The sequence below is a fragment of the Rhizobium sp. 768_B6_N1_8 genome (assembly GCF_051811225.1).
Lineage (GTDB): Bacteria > Pseudomonadota > Alphaproteobacteria > Rhizobiales > Rhizobiaceae > Rhizobium.
Genome location: NZ_JBPWPV010000001.1, coordinates 1,602,982 through 1,621,466 on the forward strand (window position 1 = coordinate 1,602,982; position 18,485 = coordinate 1,621,466).

Sequence of the window (18,485 nt, forward strand, 5' to 3'; positions counted from 1 at the left end):
TCTCTCAGATCGCACCAACCTTTTTCGTCATATCGACGATGGTCCATCCTGGCCGATAGGGATTGGGCCGGCGACCCGTTTCCTGAAAACCGAAGGCGGAATAAAGCGCGATGTTCCGCTCCATCCGTGCATTGGTGTAGAGCCGAATCTCGGGCGTTTCCCACTCCAGCGCCTTGTCCTCCAGCCAGCGCAACATGGCCACACCATGTCCCGCTCCCTGGAAGTCCGGCGATACCGCGATACTGAAAAGCATCACGTGGTCGACATGGCGCTCGACGACCGAGAGCCCCGCTACAGCACCGTCAGCCTCCCGCAGCCAGACTTCGCCGTGCTCAATCCGCGGCTTGTAATCTTCCGTCACTGGAATCGGCGGACAGCCGAACAGATCGGTATAGGGCTGGTAGGCGGCCGTCGTCAGCGCGACGACGGCGGGCAGGTCCGCAATCGTGGCGAGCCGCATGGTCATTCCGCCGCTGCGACCGCCTTCTTGACCGGTCGCCGCTCCAGCAGCTCCTTGAGGAACTGGCCGGTATAGGAACGCTTCTCCTTGACGATCGTCTCTGGCGTGCCGAAAGCCACAATCTCGCCGCCGCCGTCACCACCTTCGGGGCCGAAATCGAGGATCCAGTCGGCGGTTTTGATGACTTCGAGATTGTGCTCGATGACAACGACCGAATTGCCCTGATTGACCAGTTCGTGCAGCATTTCCAGAAGCTTGGCGACATCATGGAAATGCAGGCCGGTCGTCGGCTCGTCGAGAATATAGAGGGTGCGCCCGGTCGAGCGTTTCGACAATTCCTTGGCGAGCTTGACGCGCTGCGCTTCGCCGCCCGAGAGCGTATTGGCTTGCTGACCGACCTTGATGTACCCGAGGCCGACATCGAAGAGCGACTGCAGCTTGTCGCGCACGGCCGGGACTGCCGTGAAGAACTCGACACCTTCCTCCACCGTCATATCGAGCACGTCGGAAATCGACTTGCCCTTGAAGGTGACATCGAGCGTTTCGCGGTTGTAACGCTTGCCGTGGCAGACGTCGCAGGTGACGTAGACATCAGGCAGGAAGTGCATCTCGATCTTGATGACGCCATCGCCCTGGCAGGCCTCGCAGCGGCCGCCCTTGACGTTGAAGGAGAAACGACCTGGCTGATAACCGCGCGCCTTCGCCTCCGGCAGGCCGGCAAACCAGTCGCGGATCGGTGTGAAGGCGCCGGTATAGGTCGCAGGGTTCGAACGCGGCGTGCGGCCGATCGGCGATTGGTCGATGTCGATCACCTTGTCGATATGCTCGAAACCATCGATGCGGTCGTGATCGGCAGGGATTTCACGAGCGCCCATGACACGCCGTGCCGCCGACTTGTAGAGAGTCTCGATCAGGAAGGTGGACTTGCCGCCACCCGAGACACCCGTCACAGCCGTAAAGACGCCAAGCGGAATGGCCGCCGTGACGTTCTTCAGATTGTTACCGCGTGCGCCGACGACCTTGATCTCCTTGCCCTTCTTAGGCTTGCGCCGCTCATCGGGCAGGGTCACACCAAGCTCGCCCGACAGATATTTGCCGGTGAGCGACTTTGGATTGGCCATGATTTCCTGCGGTGTGCCATGCGCCACTACCTGGCCGCCATGCACACCGGCGGCGGGGCCGATATCGACCACATCGTCAGCCGTCAGGATCGCATCTTCGTCATGTTCGACCACGATGACCGTATTGCCGATGTCGCGAAGGTGCTTCAGCGTATCGAGAAGACGGGCATTGTCGCGCTGATGCAGGCCGATCGACGGCTCGTCGAGAACGTAGAGAACGCCGGTCAGGCCTGATCCAATCTGCGAGGCAAGACGGATACGCTGGCTCTCGCCGCCGGAAAGCGTGCCGGAATTACGAGACAGGCTCAGATATTCGAGACCCACATCGTTGAGGAACCGCAGGCGGTCGCGGATTTCCTTGAGGATGCGCACGGCAATCTCGTTCTGCTTGGCGTTGAATGCCGCCGGCAGCGTCTCGAACCAGTCGCGTGCGATCCGGATCGACATCTGCGTGACTTCGCCGATATGCAGCTTGTTGATCTTGACCGCCAGCGCTTCCGGCTTCAGGCGAAAACCGTTGCAGGCCGGGCAGGGGGCCGCCGACATGAAGCGCTCGATATCCTCGCGCGCCCAGGCCGAATCCGTTTCCTTCCAGCGCCGCTCGAGATTGGGCACGATGCCTTCGAAATTCTTCGAGGTCGTGTAGGAGCGCGCGCCATCGGCATAGTGGAATTCAATCCTCTCCTCGGTGCCGTTCAGGATGACATCCTTGGCTTTTTCGGGAAGGTCGTTCCAGCGGCTGCCGAGCTTGAAGCCGAAATGCTTGCCGAGCGCTTCCAGCGTCTGGTTGTAATAGGGCGAAGTGGACTTGGCCCAGGGCGCGATAGCGCCGTCGCGCAGCGTACGCTCCGGCTCGGGCACGATCAGGTCAGGGTCGATCTTCTGCTGCGAACCGAGACCGTCGCAGGTCGGGCATGCGCCGAAGGGATTGTTGAACGAGAAGAGCCGTGGTTCGATTTCCGGAATGGTGAAACCGGAGACCGGGCAGGCGAATTTTTCCGAAAACAGCACGCGCTCGTGTGTCTCGTTGAGCGATTTGTTGGCCGAGCCGCCAGCCGAGGTTTCCTCAGGCGGCAACGGCTTGTCGGCGAATTCGGCAACGGCGAGGCCGTCAGCGAGCTTCAGCGCCGTTTCGAAACTGTCGGCCAGGCGCGAGGCCATGTCAGGCCGCACGACGATACGGTCGATGACCACGTCGATATCGTGCTTGTATTTCTTGTCGAGAACAGGTGCATCGGCGATCTCGTAGAACTGGCCGTCCACCTTGACGCGCTGGAAGCCCTTTTTCATGAGCTCCGCCAGTTCCTTCTTGTACTCGCCCTTACGCCCGCGGATCATCGGCGCCAGGATGTAAAGACGCGTGCCTTCCTCGAAGGCCAGCACACGGTCGACCATCTGGCTAACCGTCTGGCTTTCGATCGGCAGGCCGGTGGCAGGAGAATAGGGAACCCCGACGCGCGCAAACAGCAGGCGCATATAGTCGTAGATTTCGGTAACCGTACCGACCGTCGAGCGCGGGTTGCGCGAGGTCGTCTTCTGCTCGATCGAGATTGCCGGCGACAACCCGTCGATCTGGTCGACATCGGGTTTCTGCATCATTTCCAGGAACTGGCGCGCATAGGCCGAAAGGCTTTCGACATAGCGGCGCTGGCCCTCGGCATAGATCGTATCGAAGGCGAGCGAGGATTTGCCGGAGCCGGAAAGGCCGGTCATGACGATCAGCTTGTTCCGCGGCAGATCGAGGTCTATGCCCTTCAGATTATGCTCGCGCGCGCCACGGATGGAGATCGTCTTCAGTTCGCTCATCGTCTCTGCTTCAGATGGTTTGGGGATAACAGCCCTTATTTAGTGATGCCAGCGGGCGAGTCGAGGCTGAAAGTCCGGAACAACAAAGGTTTTCGATTCTGTTGACAGGATCATAGCGAATAATTAGAACAAATAAAGAACAAAATTCCTTGTGGATTAAGAGGGGCTGGATGCGCATCGCTTGTCCTCTATGGTTTAAGGTGCGCCGATGATTTTTGAACGCCGCCGGTCAGGGCGGCAGTAAGGTGAATGATATGGCTGGCAGTGTGAACAAGGTAATTCTTATCGGAAACGTGGGCGCCGACCCCGAAATCCGGCGCACGCAGGATGGCCGGCCGATCGCCAATCTTCGCATCGCGACCTCGGAAACCTGGCGCGACCGCAATTCTGGCGAGCGCCGCGAAAAAACCGAATGGCACACGGTGGTGGTCTTCAACGAAGGCCTCTGCAAGGTGGTCGAGCAATATGTGAAGAAGGGCGCCAAGCTCTATATCGAAGGCGCTCTGCAGACACGCAAGTGGCAGGACCAGACCGGCAACGACCGCTACTCGACGGAAATCGTGCTGCAGGGTTTCAATTCGACGCTGACGATGCTCGACGGGCGCGGTGGTGAGGGCGGCGGTGCTGGCTCCGGCTTCGGCGGCGGCCGTGGCGGCGACGATTTCGGTGGCGGTGGTTATGGCGACGATTACGGCGCACCCGCTCCAGCGTCCGGTGGTGGTCGCAGCGGTGGTGGTCGTAGCGGCGGAAGCAGCGGCAGCGGTAGCGTTGGCGGCGGCAACTTCTCGCGGGATCTCGACGACGACATTCCGTTTTGATCGGTCTTATTCAGTAGTAAACGGCGCCCTCGGGCGCCGTTTTCATGTCGGCGTGGCGCTGATCAGGTTGAGAGCAGATTTCGCACCGTCGACAACGAACTGCGCGGCGAGTGCGGCCAGGATCACGCCGAGAAGACGGGTCAGGATCGCCCGGCCGGTGACGCCGAGGAAGCGGTCGAGCCGGTCAGCCAGGAAAAGCACCACCAGCGTGATCAGCAGGCAGGCGGCAATGACGCCGATCAGCTGCGCCCGCTCGACGGTGGAGGGCAGAGTCCCTCCGAGCAGGATCGTCGCCGAAATGGCGCCCGGCCCGGCAATCAGCGGCAGTGCCAGCGGGAAGACGGCAATATTCTCGATATGATCCTTGGTGATCGCCACTTCCGTGGTCTTTTCCTTGCGGTCCTGGCGCTTCTCGAAAACCATTTCGAAGGCAATCCAGAAGAGCAGCAATCCGCCCGCCAGGCGGAAAGCGCCGATGGAAATGCCGAGCACGCCGAGCACGCTGGAGCCGAACAGGGCGAAAACGGCAAGGATGATGAAAGCGATCGTTACACCGCGCAGCGCCACCTGCTTTCGCTCCGGGCGGCTCATGCCGACGGTGAGGCCGAGAAAGAGCGGGGCAAGTCCCGGCGGATCGATGGTGACGAGAAGCGTCGTGAACGCGTTGATCAGTTGGTCGGCGCTTGCCATCGCTTCTCCAAAACCCCATATAGATGCTTGTTTTTCATGATTGTGCTGTGCCGATTCCGATTTGGCAAATGCATGATCGCTGATTGTCTCCCTGCCATGGGCAAATACCATGATTTGCCCTCTTTCGAACGCAAAAGCCTGTTCAAAACCCCTGGCCAAATTGGCGTGGGAACAGGCTTTCCGCTATAAATCTTCGAGTGATTCTAGAAGAGAACGTGAACCGTTTTGACTGAGCAAACACCCCCCGGCGGCGGGAAGCTCCCGCCAGGCATCGAGCCCATCTCCATTATGGAGGAAATGCAGCGGTCGTATCTCGATTACGCCATGAGCGTGATCGTGTCACGTGCGCTGCCCGACGTGCGCGATGGCCTGAAGCCCGTGCATCGGCGCATCCTTTACGGCATGTCCGAGCTCGGCATCGACTGGAACAAGAAATACGTCAAATGCGCCCGCGTTACCGGGGACGTGATGGGTAAATACCATCCGCACGGCAATGCCGCGATTTATGACGCACTCGCCCGCATGGCGCAGCATTGGTCGTTGAGGCTGCCGCTGATCGACGGCCAGGGCAATTTCGGCTCGGTCGACGGTGACCCGCCGGCGGCCGAACGTTACACCGAATGCCGCCTGCAGAAGGCCGCCCATTCGCTGCTCGACGACCTCGACAAGGAAACGGTCGACTTCCGCGACAACTATGACGGCACTCTGTCAGAGCCGGTCGTAGTGCCTGCCAAGTTCCCGAACCTGCTGGTCAACGGCGCAGGCGGCATCGCCGTCGGCATGGCGACCAATATCCCGCCGCATAACCTGTCTGAAGTCATCGACGCTTGCATCGCGCTGATCAATGATCCGGCAATCGAACTGCCGGAGCTGATGCAGATCATTCCCGGTCCGGATTTCCCGACCGGCGCCAAGATCCTCGGCCGCGCCGGCATTCGCTCGGCCTATGAAACCGGCCGTGGTTCGGTCATCATGCGCGGTGTTGCAACCATCGAGCCGATGCGCGGCGATCGAGAACAGATCATCATCACCGAAATTCCCTATCAGGTGAACAAGGCGACGATGATCGAGAAGATGGCCGAACTGGTGCGCGAGAAGCGCATCGAAGGCATCTCCGATCTGCGCGACGAATCCGACCGTCAGGGCTACCGCGTCGTCGTCGAGTTGAAGCGCGACGCCAATGCCGACGTGATCTTGAACCAACTCTACCGCTACACGCCGCTGCAGACCTCCTTCGGCTGCAACATGGTGGCGCTGAACGGCGGCAAGCCGGAACAGCTGACGCTGCTCGACATGCTCCGCGCTTTCGTCTCCTTCCGTGAGGAGGTCGTTAGCCGGAGAACGAAGTTCCTGCTTCGCAAGGCGCGTGAGCGCGCCCACGTCTTGGTGGGTCTCGCAATCGCCGTCGCCAATATCGACGAAGTCATCCGCGTTATCCGTCAGGCTCCGGACCCGCAGTCCGCCCGCGAAGAACTGATGACCCGGCGCTGGCCGGCGGAGGACGTCGAAAGCCTGATCCGTCTCATCGACGATCCGCGTCATCGCATCAACGAGGATCTGACCTACAATCTCTCGGAAGAGCAGGCTCGCGCGATCCTCGAACTCCGTCTGGCCCGCCTGACGGCTCTTGGCCGCGACGAAATCGGCGACGAACTCAATAAGATAGGCGAGGAAATCAAGGACTACCTCGATATCCTGTCGTCGCGCGTGCGCATCCAGACGATCGTCAAGGACGAGCTGACCTCTGTCCGTGACGAGTTCGGCACTCCACGCCGCACCGAGATCATCGATGGCGGCCTTGAGATGGACGATGAGGATCTCATCGCCCGCGAAGACATGGTCGTGACAGTCTCACACCTCGGCTATATCAAGCGCGTGCCGCTGGCGACCTACCGTGCGCAGCGCCGCGGCGGCAAGGGCCGTTCGGGAATGACAACCCGTGACGAGGATTTTGTTAGCCGGCTATTTGTGGTCAATACCCATACGCCGGTTCTGTTCTTCTCGTCGCGTGGTATCGTCTACAAGGAAAAGGTCTGGCGCCTGCCGATCGGCACCCCGACCTCGCGTGGCAAGGCGCTGATCAACATGCTGCCGCTGGCGTCAGGCGAACGCATCACCACCATCCTGCCGCTGCCCGAGGACGAGGATAGCTGGGATAATCTCGACGTCATGTTCTCGACGACACGGGGCACGGTCCGTCGCAACAAGCTGTCGGACTTCGTCCAGGTGAACCGCAACGGCAAGATTGCCATGAAGCTTGACGAGGAGGGCGATGAAATCCTCTCTGTTGAGACCTGCACGGATCAGGACGACGTTCTGCTGACGACAGCGCTCGGCCAGTGCATCCGCTTCCCGGTCGATGACGTCCGCGTCTTTGCCGGCCGCAACTCGATCGGTGTGCGCGGCATCAATCTCGGCAGTGGCGACAGCATCATCTCGATGACGATCGTCGGCCATGTCGATGCCGAGCCGTGGGAACGCGCAGCTTACCTCAAGCGTTCCGCCGCCGAACGGCGTGCGACGGGCGTGGATGAAGAGGATATCGCTCTGGTCGGCGAAGAAGTCACCGAAGAGGGACAGCTCTCTGACGAGCGCTACGAAGAGCTGAAGGCACGCGAACAGTTCGTGTTGACGGTTTCGGAAAAGGGCTTCGGCAAGCGCTCGTCCTCCTACGATTTCCGCATCTCTGGCCGGGGCGGCAAGGGTATCCGCGCCACCGATACGTCGAAAACCGGCGAAATCGGCGAACTGGTCGCCGCCTTCCCGATCGACGATGGCGATCAGATCATGCTCGTCTCGGATGGCGGTCAGCTGATCCGCGTTCCGGTCGGCGGCATCCGTATCGCCAGCCGCGCGACGAAGGGCGTGACAATCTTCTCCACTGCCAAGGATGAGAAGGTCGTCTCGGTCGAGCGCATCAGCGAGCCGGAAGAAGAAGAGACGACGGAAAACGGTGACGAAGCCGTGGTTTCCGAAGGCGAAGCTCCTGCAGCGGGCGAAGCCGACGAAACCCCATCGGCTGAATAATTCACCACTTTCTCATTGCGGACCGGGCGGCCCCTGCCGCCCGGTTTTTTATTGCGCTATGAAGAGCTTGCCGATTCATCCGGAGGGGGAATGTTGTGGGCAGGTGGACAAGGCGAGGGGTGCTGGCCGGCATTTCGGCCGCAGCCGGTGTGGCGGCGGGGCGTTTTTTGCTTCAGCCGCAAAGCGATCCCGGACCAGCCTTTCCAGCGGAACTTCGCATTGAAGATGGCGCGACCATTCTCAATGATGCCGGAGAACTGACACCGACCCGGGTTGCGGCACATCTGACCGTCAAGGAGCCGCCGCAGGAGGCCATGATCGGCCGGTTGCGCGCGGCGCTCGCTGAAGCCGTCAAGGCAAACAGGCCCTTCATCGCCAGCGCCGCGCGCCATTCGATGGGCGGCCAGAGCCTTGTCGAGAATGGTACGGCACTGACGCTCGATCAGGATTGGCTGGAGGCAGATACAGCCGCCAAGACCTACCGTGTCGCTGCCGGCGCACGTTGGTCGGCGATCATTTCCAAGCTCGATAGCATCGGCTTTTCGCCCGCCGTCATGCAGTCCAACAACGACTTCGGCGTTGCCAGCACCTTTTCGGTCAATGCCCATGGCTGGCCCGTTCCATTCAGTGCTTGCGGCAGCACCGTCCGTTCCATCAGGTTGATGACGGTGGACGGCAATCTGCTGACCTGCTCACGCACGGAGAATGCGGAGCTCTTCAACCATGCCATGGGCGGATACGGCCTTTTCGGTGTCATCACCGAGCTTGAGCTCGACATGGTGCCGAATGTGCTCCTTGAGCCGACCTTCGAGCATCTGGCGGGCGAGGATCTCGGACGGCGCTTTGCCGAAGTTCTGGCGAGCGATAGCGCGATCAACATGGCCTATGGCCGAATGGATGTTTCGCTTGATCGTTTCTTTGAAGAGGCGCTGCTGATCACCTATCGCGCCGCTCCGGACCAGACGAAAATACCTCCGGCCTCCGGTTCCGGTTTCATCAGCCACGTGTCTCGTGAAATCTTCCGGGCGCAGCTCGGTTCGGATACGGCCAAACATCTTCGCTGGTGGACCGAGGCTGTCATCAATCCATCGCTTGCGGCGCAGGCGACGCGCAACAGCCTGATGAACGAACCCGTCGTCACGCTCGATGACCGGGATCCGTCCCGCACGGATATCCTGCATGAATATTTCGTCTCACCGTCCCGCTTCGCTGATTTCGTTGCAGCCTGCCAGGATGTCATTCCGGCTTCCTATCAACAGCTCTTCAACATCACGCTGCGCTATGTCGATACTGATCGTGACAGTGTGTTGGCTTACGCCGCGGAACCCCGCATTGCCGCGGTCATGCTCTTCTCGCAGGAAAAGACGGTCAGGGGCGAGGCCGACATGCAGCGCATGACGGAAGCGCTTATCGAGCGCGTGCTCGCAATCGGCGGCAACTATTATCTGCCGTATCGGCCGCATGCTCGATTGGATCAGTTTACCCGCGCCTATCCCCGCGCTGGGGAATATGCAGCGGCCAAGCGTCAGCTGGATCCCGGCCTTACCTTCCGCAATCATTTCTGGGATCGCTATCTCGGAAGCCTCTAGGGAGAGCATGATGTCCAGGCTTCGGCTGATTGCTGCGCTTTATACAGTGGCTCTGCTCTTTGCAGCCACATTGAATTACATTCCGGGACTGACGGATGCGGAGGGGCGCGCATTCGGCATCTTTGCGCTCGATATCTATGACGACAGCCTGCACCTGGCCTCGGCTGCCTTGGCCGGCATCGCAGCCTTCCTGTCGGCCCGCGCATCCCGAAACTTTCTTTTCTATTTCGGTCTGCTCTATTTCAGCGATGGTCTGCTTGGACTTATCACTGGGTCGGGTTACCTTGATCTCGGCATCGTCAACTACGGCATTCAGGATCTCCCCTTTACATTCAAGATACTCGCCAACCTGCCGCATCTCTTTCTTGGCGGTGTGGGAATCGCATCCAGCTATATCTTCCGCCGCGAGGCCCCGTGATGCGGCGCCTTCTGAAAATCATCGGCTGGCTCCTGGCGGTTCTCGTGGTCGCCGTCCTGCTGGTGCTCAGCCCGGCTGCTTACGTCGAGACCTTCTGCCATGCCGATTCCGAACCCGACAGCTACAAGCCGCTGATATCGGATCCCGAATTCCGCCGGCAGGAGGCCAATACCTATCTCACCTATCCGGAGTGGCATATCGTCTATGCCTATGACGGCCTCGCCGAAACCCTGAAGACGGGCGACGAATATGGCTTCGATTATTTCTCCAGCGTGAAGGATTTCTGGGTCGCAGACTGCGCGCTGACCCGTATTGCCGATCGCCACGGCGGCGCCGACAGCGAGACGCGAATGATGATCGCGACCATCGGTGTCAGCTTCACGCTCGAAATGGGTCTCAAGGCGGCCTATGAGGAAGCGATCGGCCGGGTCTTTGCGCTCTGGCGCGGCAGCGAAAAGACGCCGCAGGATATCGTCGCCCGCGATATGGCGATCGATTATGCCGGCTTTCTGCGCCAGACCCCATGGTACAAATATCCGTTCCAGCTCTGGATCGACAGGCTTTGGGCCGCACCGGTGGAAGAGCCGCTGCGTGGCTGGGAGCGTCGTCTGGCGCTCGGCGGCGAGTGGCGTGCAAAGATCGCCTATGCCGGCATGATCGCCAGCGCTGTTGCCGCAACCGGTGAGGCGAAGCTGACGATCCGATCGGTCGTATCAGGCCTGCCGGCTACCACGCTTTCGGCAATTCCCGATGTATCGGTCATTTCGGAAAGTGCCAATGGTGTGCTGATCGAAACGCCGCGCTACGACCGCTTCACCCATATCCTCGCGGAGGTCGCTAAGGCAGGCGGTACAATCCGCGAGATTGCCGGCAATGACGAGATCATGGTGTCGCTGACCATGCCTTCAGGGATGGAGCAGGGCAATCTGCCCGGTGAGGTGATCGCGCGCCTGCCTCGCACCGGTTTTGACAGCGACCGCCTGCTGCTGTCGGTCGAGATGGCTGATCTCGCGCCTCTGCTCAAAGACCGGCCAATTGCCGATCCGGGCCTCGAACATATATTCGATTTCTGAAACATCGGACGGGTGGCTCTTTGATCAGGCGCTTGGCACGCAGGACAGGCACTGCGATTGCGGTCGTTGCCGCAGTCTTCGCGCTGTTTGCTGTGGTCTTCGCGGCAACGGGTGAGGCGCCGGCTGCTATAGTCTTTCCCGCCGGCAGCATCGAACCCGGCGCATTGCCCGAGGGTGTCTCCATCCTGCGATGGGGCAGGGGCTTTGCCGTCGTCACAAGCGAACGCAGCGACTATGTGCGTGCGCTCTATGGCAAGGGGGCTCTTCTTGTTCTGCCGCTGCGAAAGAGCGGCTGTCTGGCGCTGCGGCCTGCATCCTCGACATGAGAAAAGCCGGATGCAGAACATCCGGCTTGCATACATACTACGCAGCGGGAGCGGCTTTAGAAAGCGCCATGCTTCTTGTTTATCGATTTCACTTCCTCGCTTTCTCGGCGCAACGCTGAAATCGTTGAAGTAACGGACACTATGAACATGATGCTGATGAGTGCTGTAAAAACTGTCAGGATCGTGAACATGGTGGCGTTCCTTTCTGTAGGGAGTTGCGTTCACGCCCCTCAGTACTGGCCGAGCACGCTTACGGAGCGAGCCGAAGCGAACGGGCCATAGACCTTGGAGGCATCGATCTTCTGATTGTCATAGAGAGCGATTGTGGCAGTCAGCATGCCCGTAATCATTACCATCCAGAGCATGTTAATCATGGTGATCTTGCCAGGCATCTTAATTCCCTTCCTGCCGCGCTTCCGCATCTCGTATGTGTCGATCATTTGAACGCATCCGTCTTTAAAAGGTTCCCGCCGGATGTTGACGGGGGATTTACCAACCGTGATCTGAAGCGACCTTGAATGTCGTGTTCATCTGCCGTTCAGAATTCAAATCGATTAGAACGCATCCGGCCAAGCTGCCGCATGATAGCCGTATGTTCATTGACCTCCGGCCGTACCCAGCCAAGCTGATGCCGATCTGCGAAGTAGCCGTAGAAAAGCTCCGCAAACATCGAAAAAATAACGGCTATGGCAATGAGGATGATCAGCATGATCGGGTCTTTCCGGGGAGTGACGCTGCCGGGACCGGCAGTTTCTGTGTTGATGATCCGAGTAAAGCAGATCGCATCTGAGCGGGCCTTGAACGCCCCGTTCATTCATCGTTCAGACGCGTCGGGCGGAACGGCTAAATAACTTGCGGGAAACCGCCTTCCATGACAAAAGGCGTGAAAACAAACGGCCGGACGATATGACCACAGCTTTCTATCCGGGGTCCTTCGACCCGATCACCAATGGACACGTTGACGTGCTGGTGCAGGCGCTGAACGTCGCCGAGAAAGTGATCGTCGCGATCGGTATTCATCCTGGTAAGGCGCCACTCTTCTCCTTCGAGGAAAAGGCAGCGCTGATCCGCGCGTCGCTCGCTGAGGTCCTGCCGGAAAAGAGCGCGCATATCGACGTCGTCTCCTTCGACAATCTCGTTGTTGACGCCGCACGGGTGCACGGTACGAGCCTGCTGATCCGCGGCCTGCGCGACGGTACCGATCTCGACTATGAAATGCAGATGGCCGGCATGAACCGGCAGATGGCGCCCGATATCCAGACCATCTTTCTGCCGGCAGGCACGGCCTCGCGGCCCATTACCGCCACATTGGTGCGCCAGATCGCGGCCATGGGCGGCGATGTCAGCGCCTTCGTGCCGGCGGCCGTCTTGCAAGCCCTGAAATCCAAGCGCAAAGCCTAGGCGGATACCGCCTCAATGGAGCCAACATGAAACTCTTTTATCTTGCATTTGCCGGCGTGCTCTATCTCGCTTCCTTCGCGGGCGACGCTTTTGCGCAGGCTGCCGATCACTATGTCACCATTCAGTTGAAGAGCGGCCCGGTCGTGATCCAGCTTCTGCCTGACGTCGCGCCGAAGCATGTGGCGCAGATCGAGGCGCTGGTGAAGAAGGGCGAATATGACAATGTCGCCTTCCACCGCGTCATCCCGGGCTTCATGGCCCAGACCGGCGACGTGAAGTATGGCAACATGGAAAAGAACTTCGATGCGAGCCAGGCCGGCACCGGCGGCTCCGACCTGCCTGACCTTCCGGCTGAATTCTCCAAGACGCCCTTTGTCCGTGGCACGGTCGGCATGGCGCGCGCCCAGGATCCGAATTCCGCCAACTCGCAGTTCTTCATCATGTTCGCGGACGGCTCCTTCTTGAACGGCCAGTACACGGTCGTCGGCAAGGTTGTCTCGGGCATGGAAAACGTCGACAAGATCAAGAAGGGCGAAGGCCAGAACGGCGAAGTCAGCAATCCCGACCGCATGATCAAGGTCACGCTGGGCAAGAAGTAAGTTCAAGACAAGAAGGAGAACGACAATGGCCGAGATCAAGGATCCGGAAAACACTATCATTCTGGAAACCACCAAGGGCAAGGTTGTCATCCAGCTTCTGCCGCAGGTCGCGCCCGAGCATGTAAAGCGCATCAAGGAACTCGCCCGCGAGAAGGCCTATGACGGTGTCGTTTTCCACCGCGTCATCGCCGATTTCATGGCGCAGACCGGTGACGTGCAATTCGGCAAGAAGGGCGGAGAGAACTTCAACCCGGGTCGCGCCGGCATGGGCGGTTCCTCGAAGGACGATCTCAAGGCTGAATTCTCTGCAACGCCGCATGTTCGCGGCACCTGCTCGATGGCTCGTTCGCAGAGCCCGAACTCGGCCAACTCTCAGTTCTTCATCTGCTTCACCGATGCTCCGTGGCTGAACAAGCAGTATTCCGTCTGGGGTCAGGTCATCGAAGGCATGGACAATATCGACAAGATCAAGAAGGGCGAGCCCGTCTCCGATCCGGATTCGATCGTCTCCGTGCGGGTTGCCGCCGACGTCTGATTGTGATTTCTGCAGGAACCCGCCCTTGCGCGAGAGCGCGGGGCGGGTTTCGCTTTGCCTGGAAGTACCTTGATGCGCGTAGACCTCTTCGATTTCGACCTGCCGGATGAACGCATAGCGCTGCGGCCCGCCGAGCCGCGCGATAGCGCGCGGCTGCTTGTCGTCGATCCGAATGCGCAGACGGTTCTTTCCGATCACCACGTCTCAGATTTGCCGTCCTTCCTGCGGGCAGGCGACGCGCTGGTCTTTAACGATACAAAGGTCATTCCGGCCCAGCTCGAAGGCATCCGCTATCGCGAGGGCGCTGGCGGCCAGCAGGTGTCGGCGACGCTCCACATGCGCATCGGCGCCAACAAGTGGAAAGCCTTCGCCAAGCCCGGCAAACGTATCAAGGAAGGTGACCGTATCGCCTTCGGCCATGGCGGCGAAAGCTGCATGATCGGCTCGCTCGATGCGACGGTCGAGGAAAAGGGCGAAGCGGGTGAGGTGACACTCGCATTCGATCTCTCCGGCCCTGCACTGGACGAAGCGATTGCCAGCGTCGGCCATATTCCGCTGCCGCCCTATATCGCCGCCAAGCGTCCGGAAGACGAACGTGACCGCGCCGATTACCAGACCATCTATGCGCGGGAGGAGGGCGCCGTCGCCGCCCCGACCGCCGGCCTGCATTTCACACCTGATCTGTTCGAGGCGCTCGACAAAGCCGGCATCGAACGGCATTTTGTAACGCTTCACGTTGGTGCCGGTACCTTCCTGCCGGTCAAGGCCGACGACACCGACGATCACAAGATGCATCTCGAAAGCGGCTATGTCAGCGCTGAGATCGCTGCGAGGCTGAATGCCGTGCGGCAAAGGGGCGGGCGCATCATCTGCGTCGGCACGACCTCGTTGCGGCTGATCGAGAGCGCTGCAGCCGAGAGCGGTGAGATCAAGCCCTGGGCCGGTGCGACAGGCATCTTCATTACGCCTGGCTACCGCTTCAAGGCGGTCGATATCCTGATGACGAACTTCCACCTGCCGCGCTCGACGCTCTTCATGCTGGTCTCGGCCTTTGCCGGTTTCGAGACCATGCAAGCGGCCTATAGACATGCCATTTCGACAGGCTATCGCTTCTATTCTTACGGCGACGCGAGCCTTCTTTTCCGGAAAGACCGATGACGACTGAGAACTTCCAGTTCACCCTCAAGAAGACCGATGGCGGCGCGCGCCTCGGTGAAGTTTCCATGCCGCGCGGCGTCATCCGCACGCCGGCCTTCATGCCGGTCGGCACGGTCGGCACGGTCAAGGCCATGTATCTCGACCAGGTGCGCGAGACGGGTGCCGATATCATCCTCGGCAATACCTATCACCTGATGCTGCGCCCGACGGCCGAACGCGTCGCCCGCCTCGGCGGTCTGCACAAGCTCATCCGCTGGGAGCACCCGATCCTGACGGATTCCGGCGGCTTCCAGGTCATGTCGCTTTCCGGCCTGCGCAAGCTCGATGAGCAAGGCGTCACCTTCAAGTCACATGTCGACGGCAGCCTGCATCATATGTCGCCGGAGCGCTCCATCGAAATCCAGGGGCTGCTCGGCTCCGATATCCAGATGCAGCTCGATGAATGCGTGGCGCTGCCGGCCGAGCCCAAGGAAATCGAGCGTGCCATGGAGCTGTCGCTGCGCTGGGCCGAGCGCTGCAAGGTTGCCTTCGGCAACCAGCCGGGCAAGGCCATGTTCGGTATCGTCCAGGGTGGCGACGTGCCGGCCCTGCGTGTCCGCTCAGCCGAGGAACTCGCCAAACTCGACCTCAAGGGCTACGCCGTCGGCGGTCTTGCGGTCGGCGAGCCGCAGGACGTGATGCTGAAGATGCTCGAGGAGACGCTTCCGGTCCTGCCAGGCGAAAAGCCGCGCTATCTGATGGGCGTCGGCACGCCTGATGACATCCTGAAATCCGTTGCCCGCGGTATCGACATGTTCGACTGCGTGATGCCGACCCGCTCGGGCCGTCACGGTTTGGCCTTTACCCGCCGCGGCAAGGTCAATATTCGCAACGCCCGACACGCGGAAGACATGCGCCCGCTCGACGAACAGTCGAGCTGCCCGGCCACACGGGATTATTCGCGCGCCTATCTCCACCATCTCGTGCGCGCCAACGAGGCGCTCGGCGGCATGCTGCTTTCCTGGCACAATCTGAACTACTATCAGGAACTGATGCAGGGCATACGCAAGGCGATTGCCGAAGGCCGTTTCGCCGATTTCATGGCGGAAACGATCGAGGAATGGGCGAGGGGCGATCTCGAGCCCGTTTGATATATCCCGGCGAGGGCCGCCTTGCTGCGGCTCTCGTCTGGTAACGAGACGACGCGCCTGTGCTCTTATCAATCAGCGAACAGGTGTACAGCTCCCGACCTCAGCTGGCTTGACACGGCCGGCCTGGAGATCGCTCCATTGCGGTATAGACGGATCAGGACCACCGATCGATGCCTCAAACGTGGCGCGGTCCAGCTTGATGGTCCTTCCGCTTGAAAGGATGCTCATCATCTCTTTCTGGTTGACATACGCCAGGCTGGCATTCAGTCGGCAGAAGAAACGTGCATTGCCGTTCGAGACGACCCAGCCATAACCACCGGCCTTCCCCTTGGTGAGTTTGCCGATGGCATAATTTTGCTGTGTCAGCTTGGAAAAGGATTCCGCCTGAGCAATGCCCGGCATGGCTGCGAAACCGATCGCCGCGACAGCGACCAAATACTTGAAAGAAGTAGGCATTAAGTTTCAATCCCCAGACAGAATGATATAGGCTCTCTACTCTTCGGGGAAACCTCACACAACTTTAATATGCAGGGATGCTTAATCCACTAAATGCCCTTGCTGTCGGCATTCGGCACGATCTGCACGCCGTTGATCTTGAAGCTACCGTCAGGCTGACGAGCGACCTGATAGATCGCCGTCCAATCCTTGCCGTCCCGGCCGGAAATCAGCACTTCCTGATAGATCATTGCGCCGTCGTCGATCGATCTGCTGCGCCCGAAGGCATAGTTGCCGGGATGATAGACCGGCTCGTAGCTCTTCTTCACCATGGCGAAGAAGACATTCTTGTCGGGATACATGGCCTTGATGCCGGGCGCGGCGAAGGAATAGGCGGTATCCGCATCATCCTTGAGGAATGCCCTGATCTGCTCCTCGATCATTGTCTGTGTTGTCTGCACGGGATCTTCGGCGCGGGCCGTGCCTGACATTACGGATACGGCACACAGAACCAGCACTGCGAAGAAAGCGCGCATGGGATCATCTCCGGCTAGGTCAGCGGAAGTGTAGGCTATTTTGCGCGTAAGGAAAGAGCCGGTCAGGACCAGCGGCGGAAGAGGGCGCTGGCGTTGACGCCGCCGAAGCCGAAGCCGTTGGTGATCGCATATTCCATCGCCACCTTGCGCGCCACCTTGCTTACGAGATCGATGCCTTCGGCTGCCGGATCGGCCTTTTCCAGATTGCGCGTCGGCGGGGCGATCTGATCGCGCAGCGCAAGGATCGTGAAGATGGCTTCAAGCCCGCCGGCTGCACCCAGAAGATGACCTGTCGCCGATTTGGTGGCGCTGACGGCAATGCCGCCGTTGCGGCCGAAAACCGTACCGATTGCAGCGATCTCGCCCTTGTCACCGACCGGTGTCGAGGTCGCATGGGCGTTGAGATGCTTGACCTCGGAAGCCGGGATCCTGGCCTGTCGTAAGGCTGCCTCCATCGCCCGGCGGGCGCCGTCGCCATCTTCCGGCCCTGCCGTCATGTGATAGGCGTCAGCGGCCGTGCCGTAGCCGACGAGTTCGGCAAGCGGCGTCGCGCCGCGCGCCAGCGCATGCTCAAGCGTTTCTATGACGAGAATGCCGGCCCCTTCGCCCATCACGAAGCCGTCGCGGGCCGTATCGAAAGGACGCGAGGCAAGTTCGGGCCTGTCGTTGAAACCGCTCGAGAGCGCACGGGCTGCGGCAAAGCCGCCAAGGCTCACCTTGTCGATGCAGGCTTCCGAGCCGCCGCAAATAGCGACATCCGCTTCGCCGGACCGGATCAGCCGCGCCGCATCGCCGATTGCCTGAACGCTTGCTGCGCAAGCCGTCACCGGTGCCCCGAGCGGCCCCTTGAAGCCGTAGCGGATGCTGACCTGACCGGCCGCCAGATTGACGAGGAAGGAAGGCACGGTGAAGGGCGAGAGCCGCCGCACACCACGCGTCTCAGCCGTGCGTACCGCATCGGCAATCGCCGGAAAGCCGCCGACGCCGGAGGCGATGATCGTCGCCGTTCGCTCGCGCGCATCGACGCCCTCGGGCATCCAGCCGGCCTGGCGCACAGCTTCGTCTGTTGCCGCCATCGCGAACTGGATGAAGCGGTCCATCTTCTTCTGGTCCTTGGGCGGAACGGCGCGATCGGGATCGAAACCCGCTTCGGCGTCCTCCTCGATGGAGGGAACGACCCCGCCGACCTTGGCGGCGAGATCGCCGACCACATTCTCTGGCAGCACGCGCAGGCCGGAACTGCCCGCAACGAGCCGATTCCATGCCGTCTCGACGCCGACACCAAGTGGCGAAGTAAGTCCCATGCCGGTGACAACAATGCGTTCCATGGATTTGTCCTTTCTAAAGCAATTCCGGCAAAAGT

Annotated in this window: 19 protein-coding genes; 11 read left to right on the forward strand and 8 right to left on the reverse strand. The window is 60.3% G+C overall.

The features are described from left to right. Nucleotides 1-4: 4 nt before the first annotated feature. Nucleotides 5-466, reverse strand: a complete 462-nt coding sequence (locus AB8B33_RS08190; RefSeq protein ID WP_439014937.1) for a GNAT family N-acetyltransferase — start codon at nucleotides 464-466, stop codon at nucleotides 5-7. After that, nucleotides 463-3,387: an excinuclease ABC subunit UvrA gene (uvrA, locus tag AB8B33_RS08195; protein ID WP_113319916.1), complete on the reverse strand. Its 2,925-nt coding sequence runs from the start codon at nucleotides 3,385-3,387 to the stop codon at nucleotides 463-465. Before uvrA ends, AB8B33_RS08190 begins: the two co-directional genes overlap by 4 nt. A gap of 254 nt (nucleotides 3,388-3,641) precedes the next feature. On the opposite strand from uvrA, the gene AB8B33_RS08200 reads away from it, so the two are divergent. Then, nucleotides 3,642-4,205, forward strand: coding sequence for a single-stranded DNA-binding protein (locus AB8B33_RS08200; protein WP_439014938.1), 564 nt, complete (start codon nucleotides 3,642-3,644; stop codon nucleotides 4,203-4,205). 42 nt (nucleotides 4,206-4,247) lie between these two features. Here the strand turns inward: AB8B33_RS08200 and AB8B33_RS08205 are convergent, their stop codons facing one another. Then, on the reverse strand, nucleotides 4,248-4,895 hold the full coding sequence (locus AB8B33_RS08205; protein WP_113319917.1) for a MarC family protein: 648 nt from the start codon (nucleotides 4,893-4,895) through the stop codon (nucleotides 4,248-4,250). Between the two features lie 225 nt (nucleotides 4,896-5,120). Here AB8B33_RS08205 and gyrA point away from each other — a divergent pair, with 225 nt between their 5' ends. From gyrA to AB8B33_RS08230, 5 genes are all read left to right on the forward strand, one after another. Further along, entirely contained in the window at nucleotides 5,121-7,922 is a 2,802-nt protein-coding gene (gyrA, locus tag AB8B33_RS08210; RefSeq protein ID WP_439014939.1) for a DNA gyrase subunit A, read from the forward strand. Between the two features lie 95 nt (nucleotides 7,923-8,017). Next, nucleotides 8,018-9,511 carry an FAD-binding protein gene (locus AB8B33_RS08215; protein WP_439014940.1) on the forward strand — a complete coding sequence of 498 codons (1,494 nt, stop codon included), beginning with the start codon at nucleotides 8,018-8,020 and terminating at the stop codon, nucleotides 9,509-9,511. 10 nt (nucleotides 9,512-9,521) lie between these two features. Further along, on the forward strand, nucleotides 9,522-9,929 hold the full coding sequence (locus tag AB8B33_RS08220; RefSeq protein WP_439014941.1) for a hypothetical protein: 408 nt from the start codon (nucleotides 9,522-9,524) through the stop codon (nucleotides 9,927-9,929). Then, the gene (locus tag AB8B33_RS08225; RefSeq protein WP_439014943.1) at nucleotides 9,929-11,002 is read left to right on the forward strand and encodes a hypothetical protein; all 1,074 of its coding nucleotides are present in this window, start codon (nucleotides 9,929-9,931) and stop codon (nucleotides 11,000-11,002) included. The genes AB8B33_RS08220 and AB8B33_RS08225 overlap by 1 nt, the downstream gene beginning before the upstream one ends. Nucleotides 11,003-11,034: 32 nt before the next feature. After that, a complete protein-coding gene (locus AB8B33_RS08230) occupies nucleotides 11,035-11,328 on the forward strand; it encodes a hypothetical protein (RefSeq protein ID WP_439014945.1) in 294 nt (97 codons plus the stop codon). A 230-nt stretch (nucleotides 11,329-11,558) separates the two neighbouring features. Here AB8B33_RS08230 and AB8B33_RS08235 read toward each other — a convergent pair whose 3' ends face one another. Beyond that, the gene (locus AB8B33_RS08235) at nucleotides 11,559-11,768 is read right to left on the reverse strand and encodes a hypothetical protein (protein WP_439017305.1); all 210 of its coding nucleotides are present in this window, start codon (nucleotides 11,766-11,768) and stop codon (nucleotides 11,559-11,561) included. A 98-nt stretch (nucleotides 11,769-11,866) separates the two neighbouring features. Further along, nucleotides 11,867-12,142, reverse strand: a complete 276-nt coding sequence (locus AB8B33_RS08240; protein ID WP_439014947.1) for a hypothetical protein — start codon at nucleotides 12,140-12,142, stop codon at nucleotides 11,867-11,869. Between the two features lie 92 nt (nucleotides 12,143-12,234). Between AB8B33_RS08240 and coaD the strand changes: the two genes are divergently transcribed. The 5 genes from coaD (at nucleotide 12,235) to tgt (ending at nucleotide 16,151) form a co-directional block, all read left to right on the forward strand. After that, complete coding sequence (coaD, locus tag AB8B33_RS08245) at nucleotides 12,235-12,729, forward strand: pantetheine-phosphate adenylyltransferase (protein WP_113319923.1); 495 nt, start codon at nucleotides 12,235-12,237, stop codon at nucleotides 12,727-12,729. 26 nt (nucleotides 12,730-12,755) lie between these two features. Next, nucleotides 12,756-13,328: a peptidylprolyl isomerase gene (locus tag AB8B33_RS08250; RefSeq protein WP_113183026.1), complete on the forward strand. Its 573-nt coding sequence runs from the start codon at nucleotides 12,756-12,758 to the stop codon at nucleotides 13,326-13,328. 25 nt (nucleotides 13,329-13,353) lie between these two features. Further along, nucleotides 13,354-13,863, forward strand: coding sequence for a peptidylprolyl isomerase (locus AB8B33_RS08255; RefSeq protein WP_439014949.1), 510 nt, complete (start codon nucleotides 13,354-13,356; stop codon nucleotides 13,861-13,863). A 72-nt stretch (nucleotides 13,864-13,935) separates the two neighbouring features. Continuing rightward, nucleotides 13,936-15,021 (forward strand): tRNA preQ1(34) S-adenosylmethionine ribosyltransferase-isomerase QueA, encoded by a 1,086-nt coding sequence (gene queA / locus AB8B33_RS08260; protein ID WP_439014950.1) that lies wholly within the window; start codon nucleotides 13,936-13,938, stop codon nucleotides 15,019-15,021. Further along, nucleotides 15,018-16,151, forward strand: a complete 1,134-nt coding sequence (gene tgt, locus AB8B33_RS08265) for a tRNA guanosine(34) transglycosylase Tgt (protein WP_439014951.1) — start codon at nucleotides 15,018-15,020, stop codon at nucleotides 16,149-16,151. The genes queA and tgt overlap by 4 nt, the downstream gene beginning before the upstream one ends. 72 nt (nucleotides 16,152-16,223) lie before the next feature. Here the strand turns inward: tgt and AB8B33_RS08270 are convergent, their stop codons facing one another. The 3 genes from AB8B33_RS08270 to fabF all read right to left on the reverse strand — a co-directional run bounded on the left by AB8B33_RS08270 (nucleotide 16,224) and on the right by fabF (nucleotide 18,450). After that, nucleotides 16,224-16,553: a hypothetical protein gene (locus AB8B33_RS08270; RefSeq protein WP_439014952.1), complete on the reverse strand. Its 330-nt coding sequence runs from the start codon at nucleotides 16,551-16,553 to the stop codon at nucleotides 16,224-16,226. Between the two features lie 143 nt (nucleotides 16,554-16,696). Then, nucleotides 16,697-17,122: a DUF4864 domain-containing protein gene (locus AB8B33_RS08275; RefSeq protein WP_113319928.1), complete on the reverse strand. Its 426-nt coding sequence runs from the start codon at nucleotides 17,120-17,122 to the stop codon at nucleotides 16,697-16,699. A 62-nt stretch (nucleotides 17,123-17,184) separates the two neighbouring features. Further along, nucleotides 17,185-18,450, reverse strand: a complete 1,266-nt coding sequence (fabF, locus tag AB8B33_RS08280) for a beta-ketoacyl-ACP synthase II (RefSeq protein ID WP_439014953.1) — start codon at nucleotides 18,448-18,450, stop codon at nucleotides 17,185-17,187. Nucleotides 18,451-18,485 lie beyond the last annotated feature (35 nt).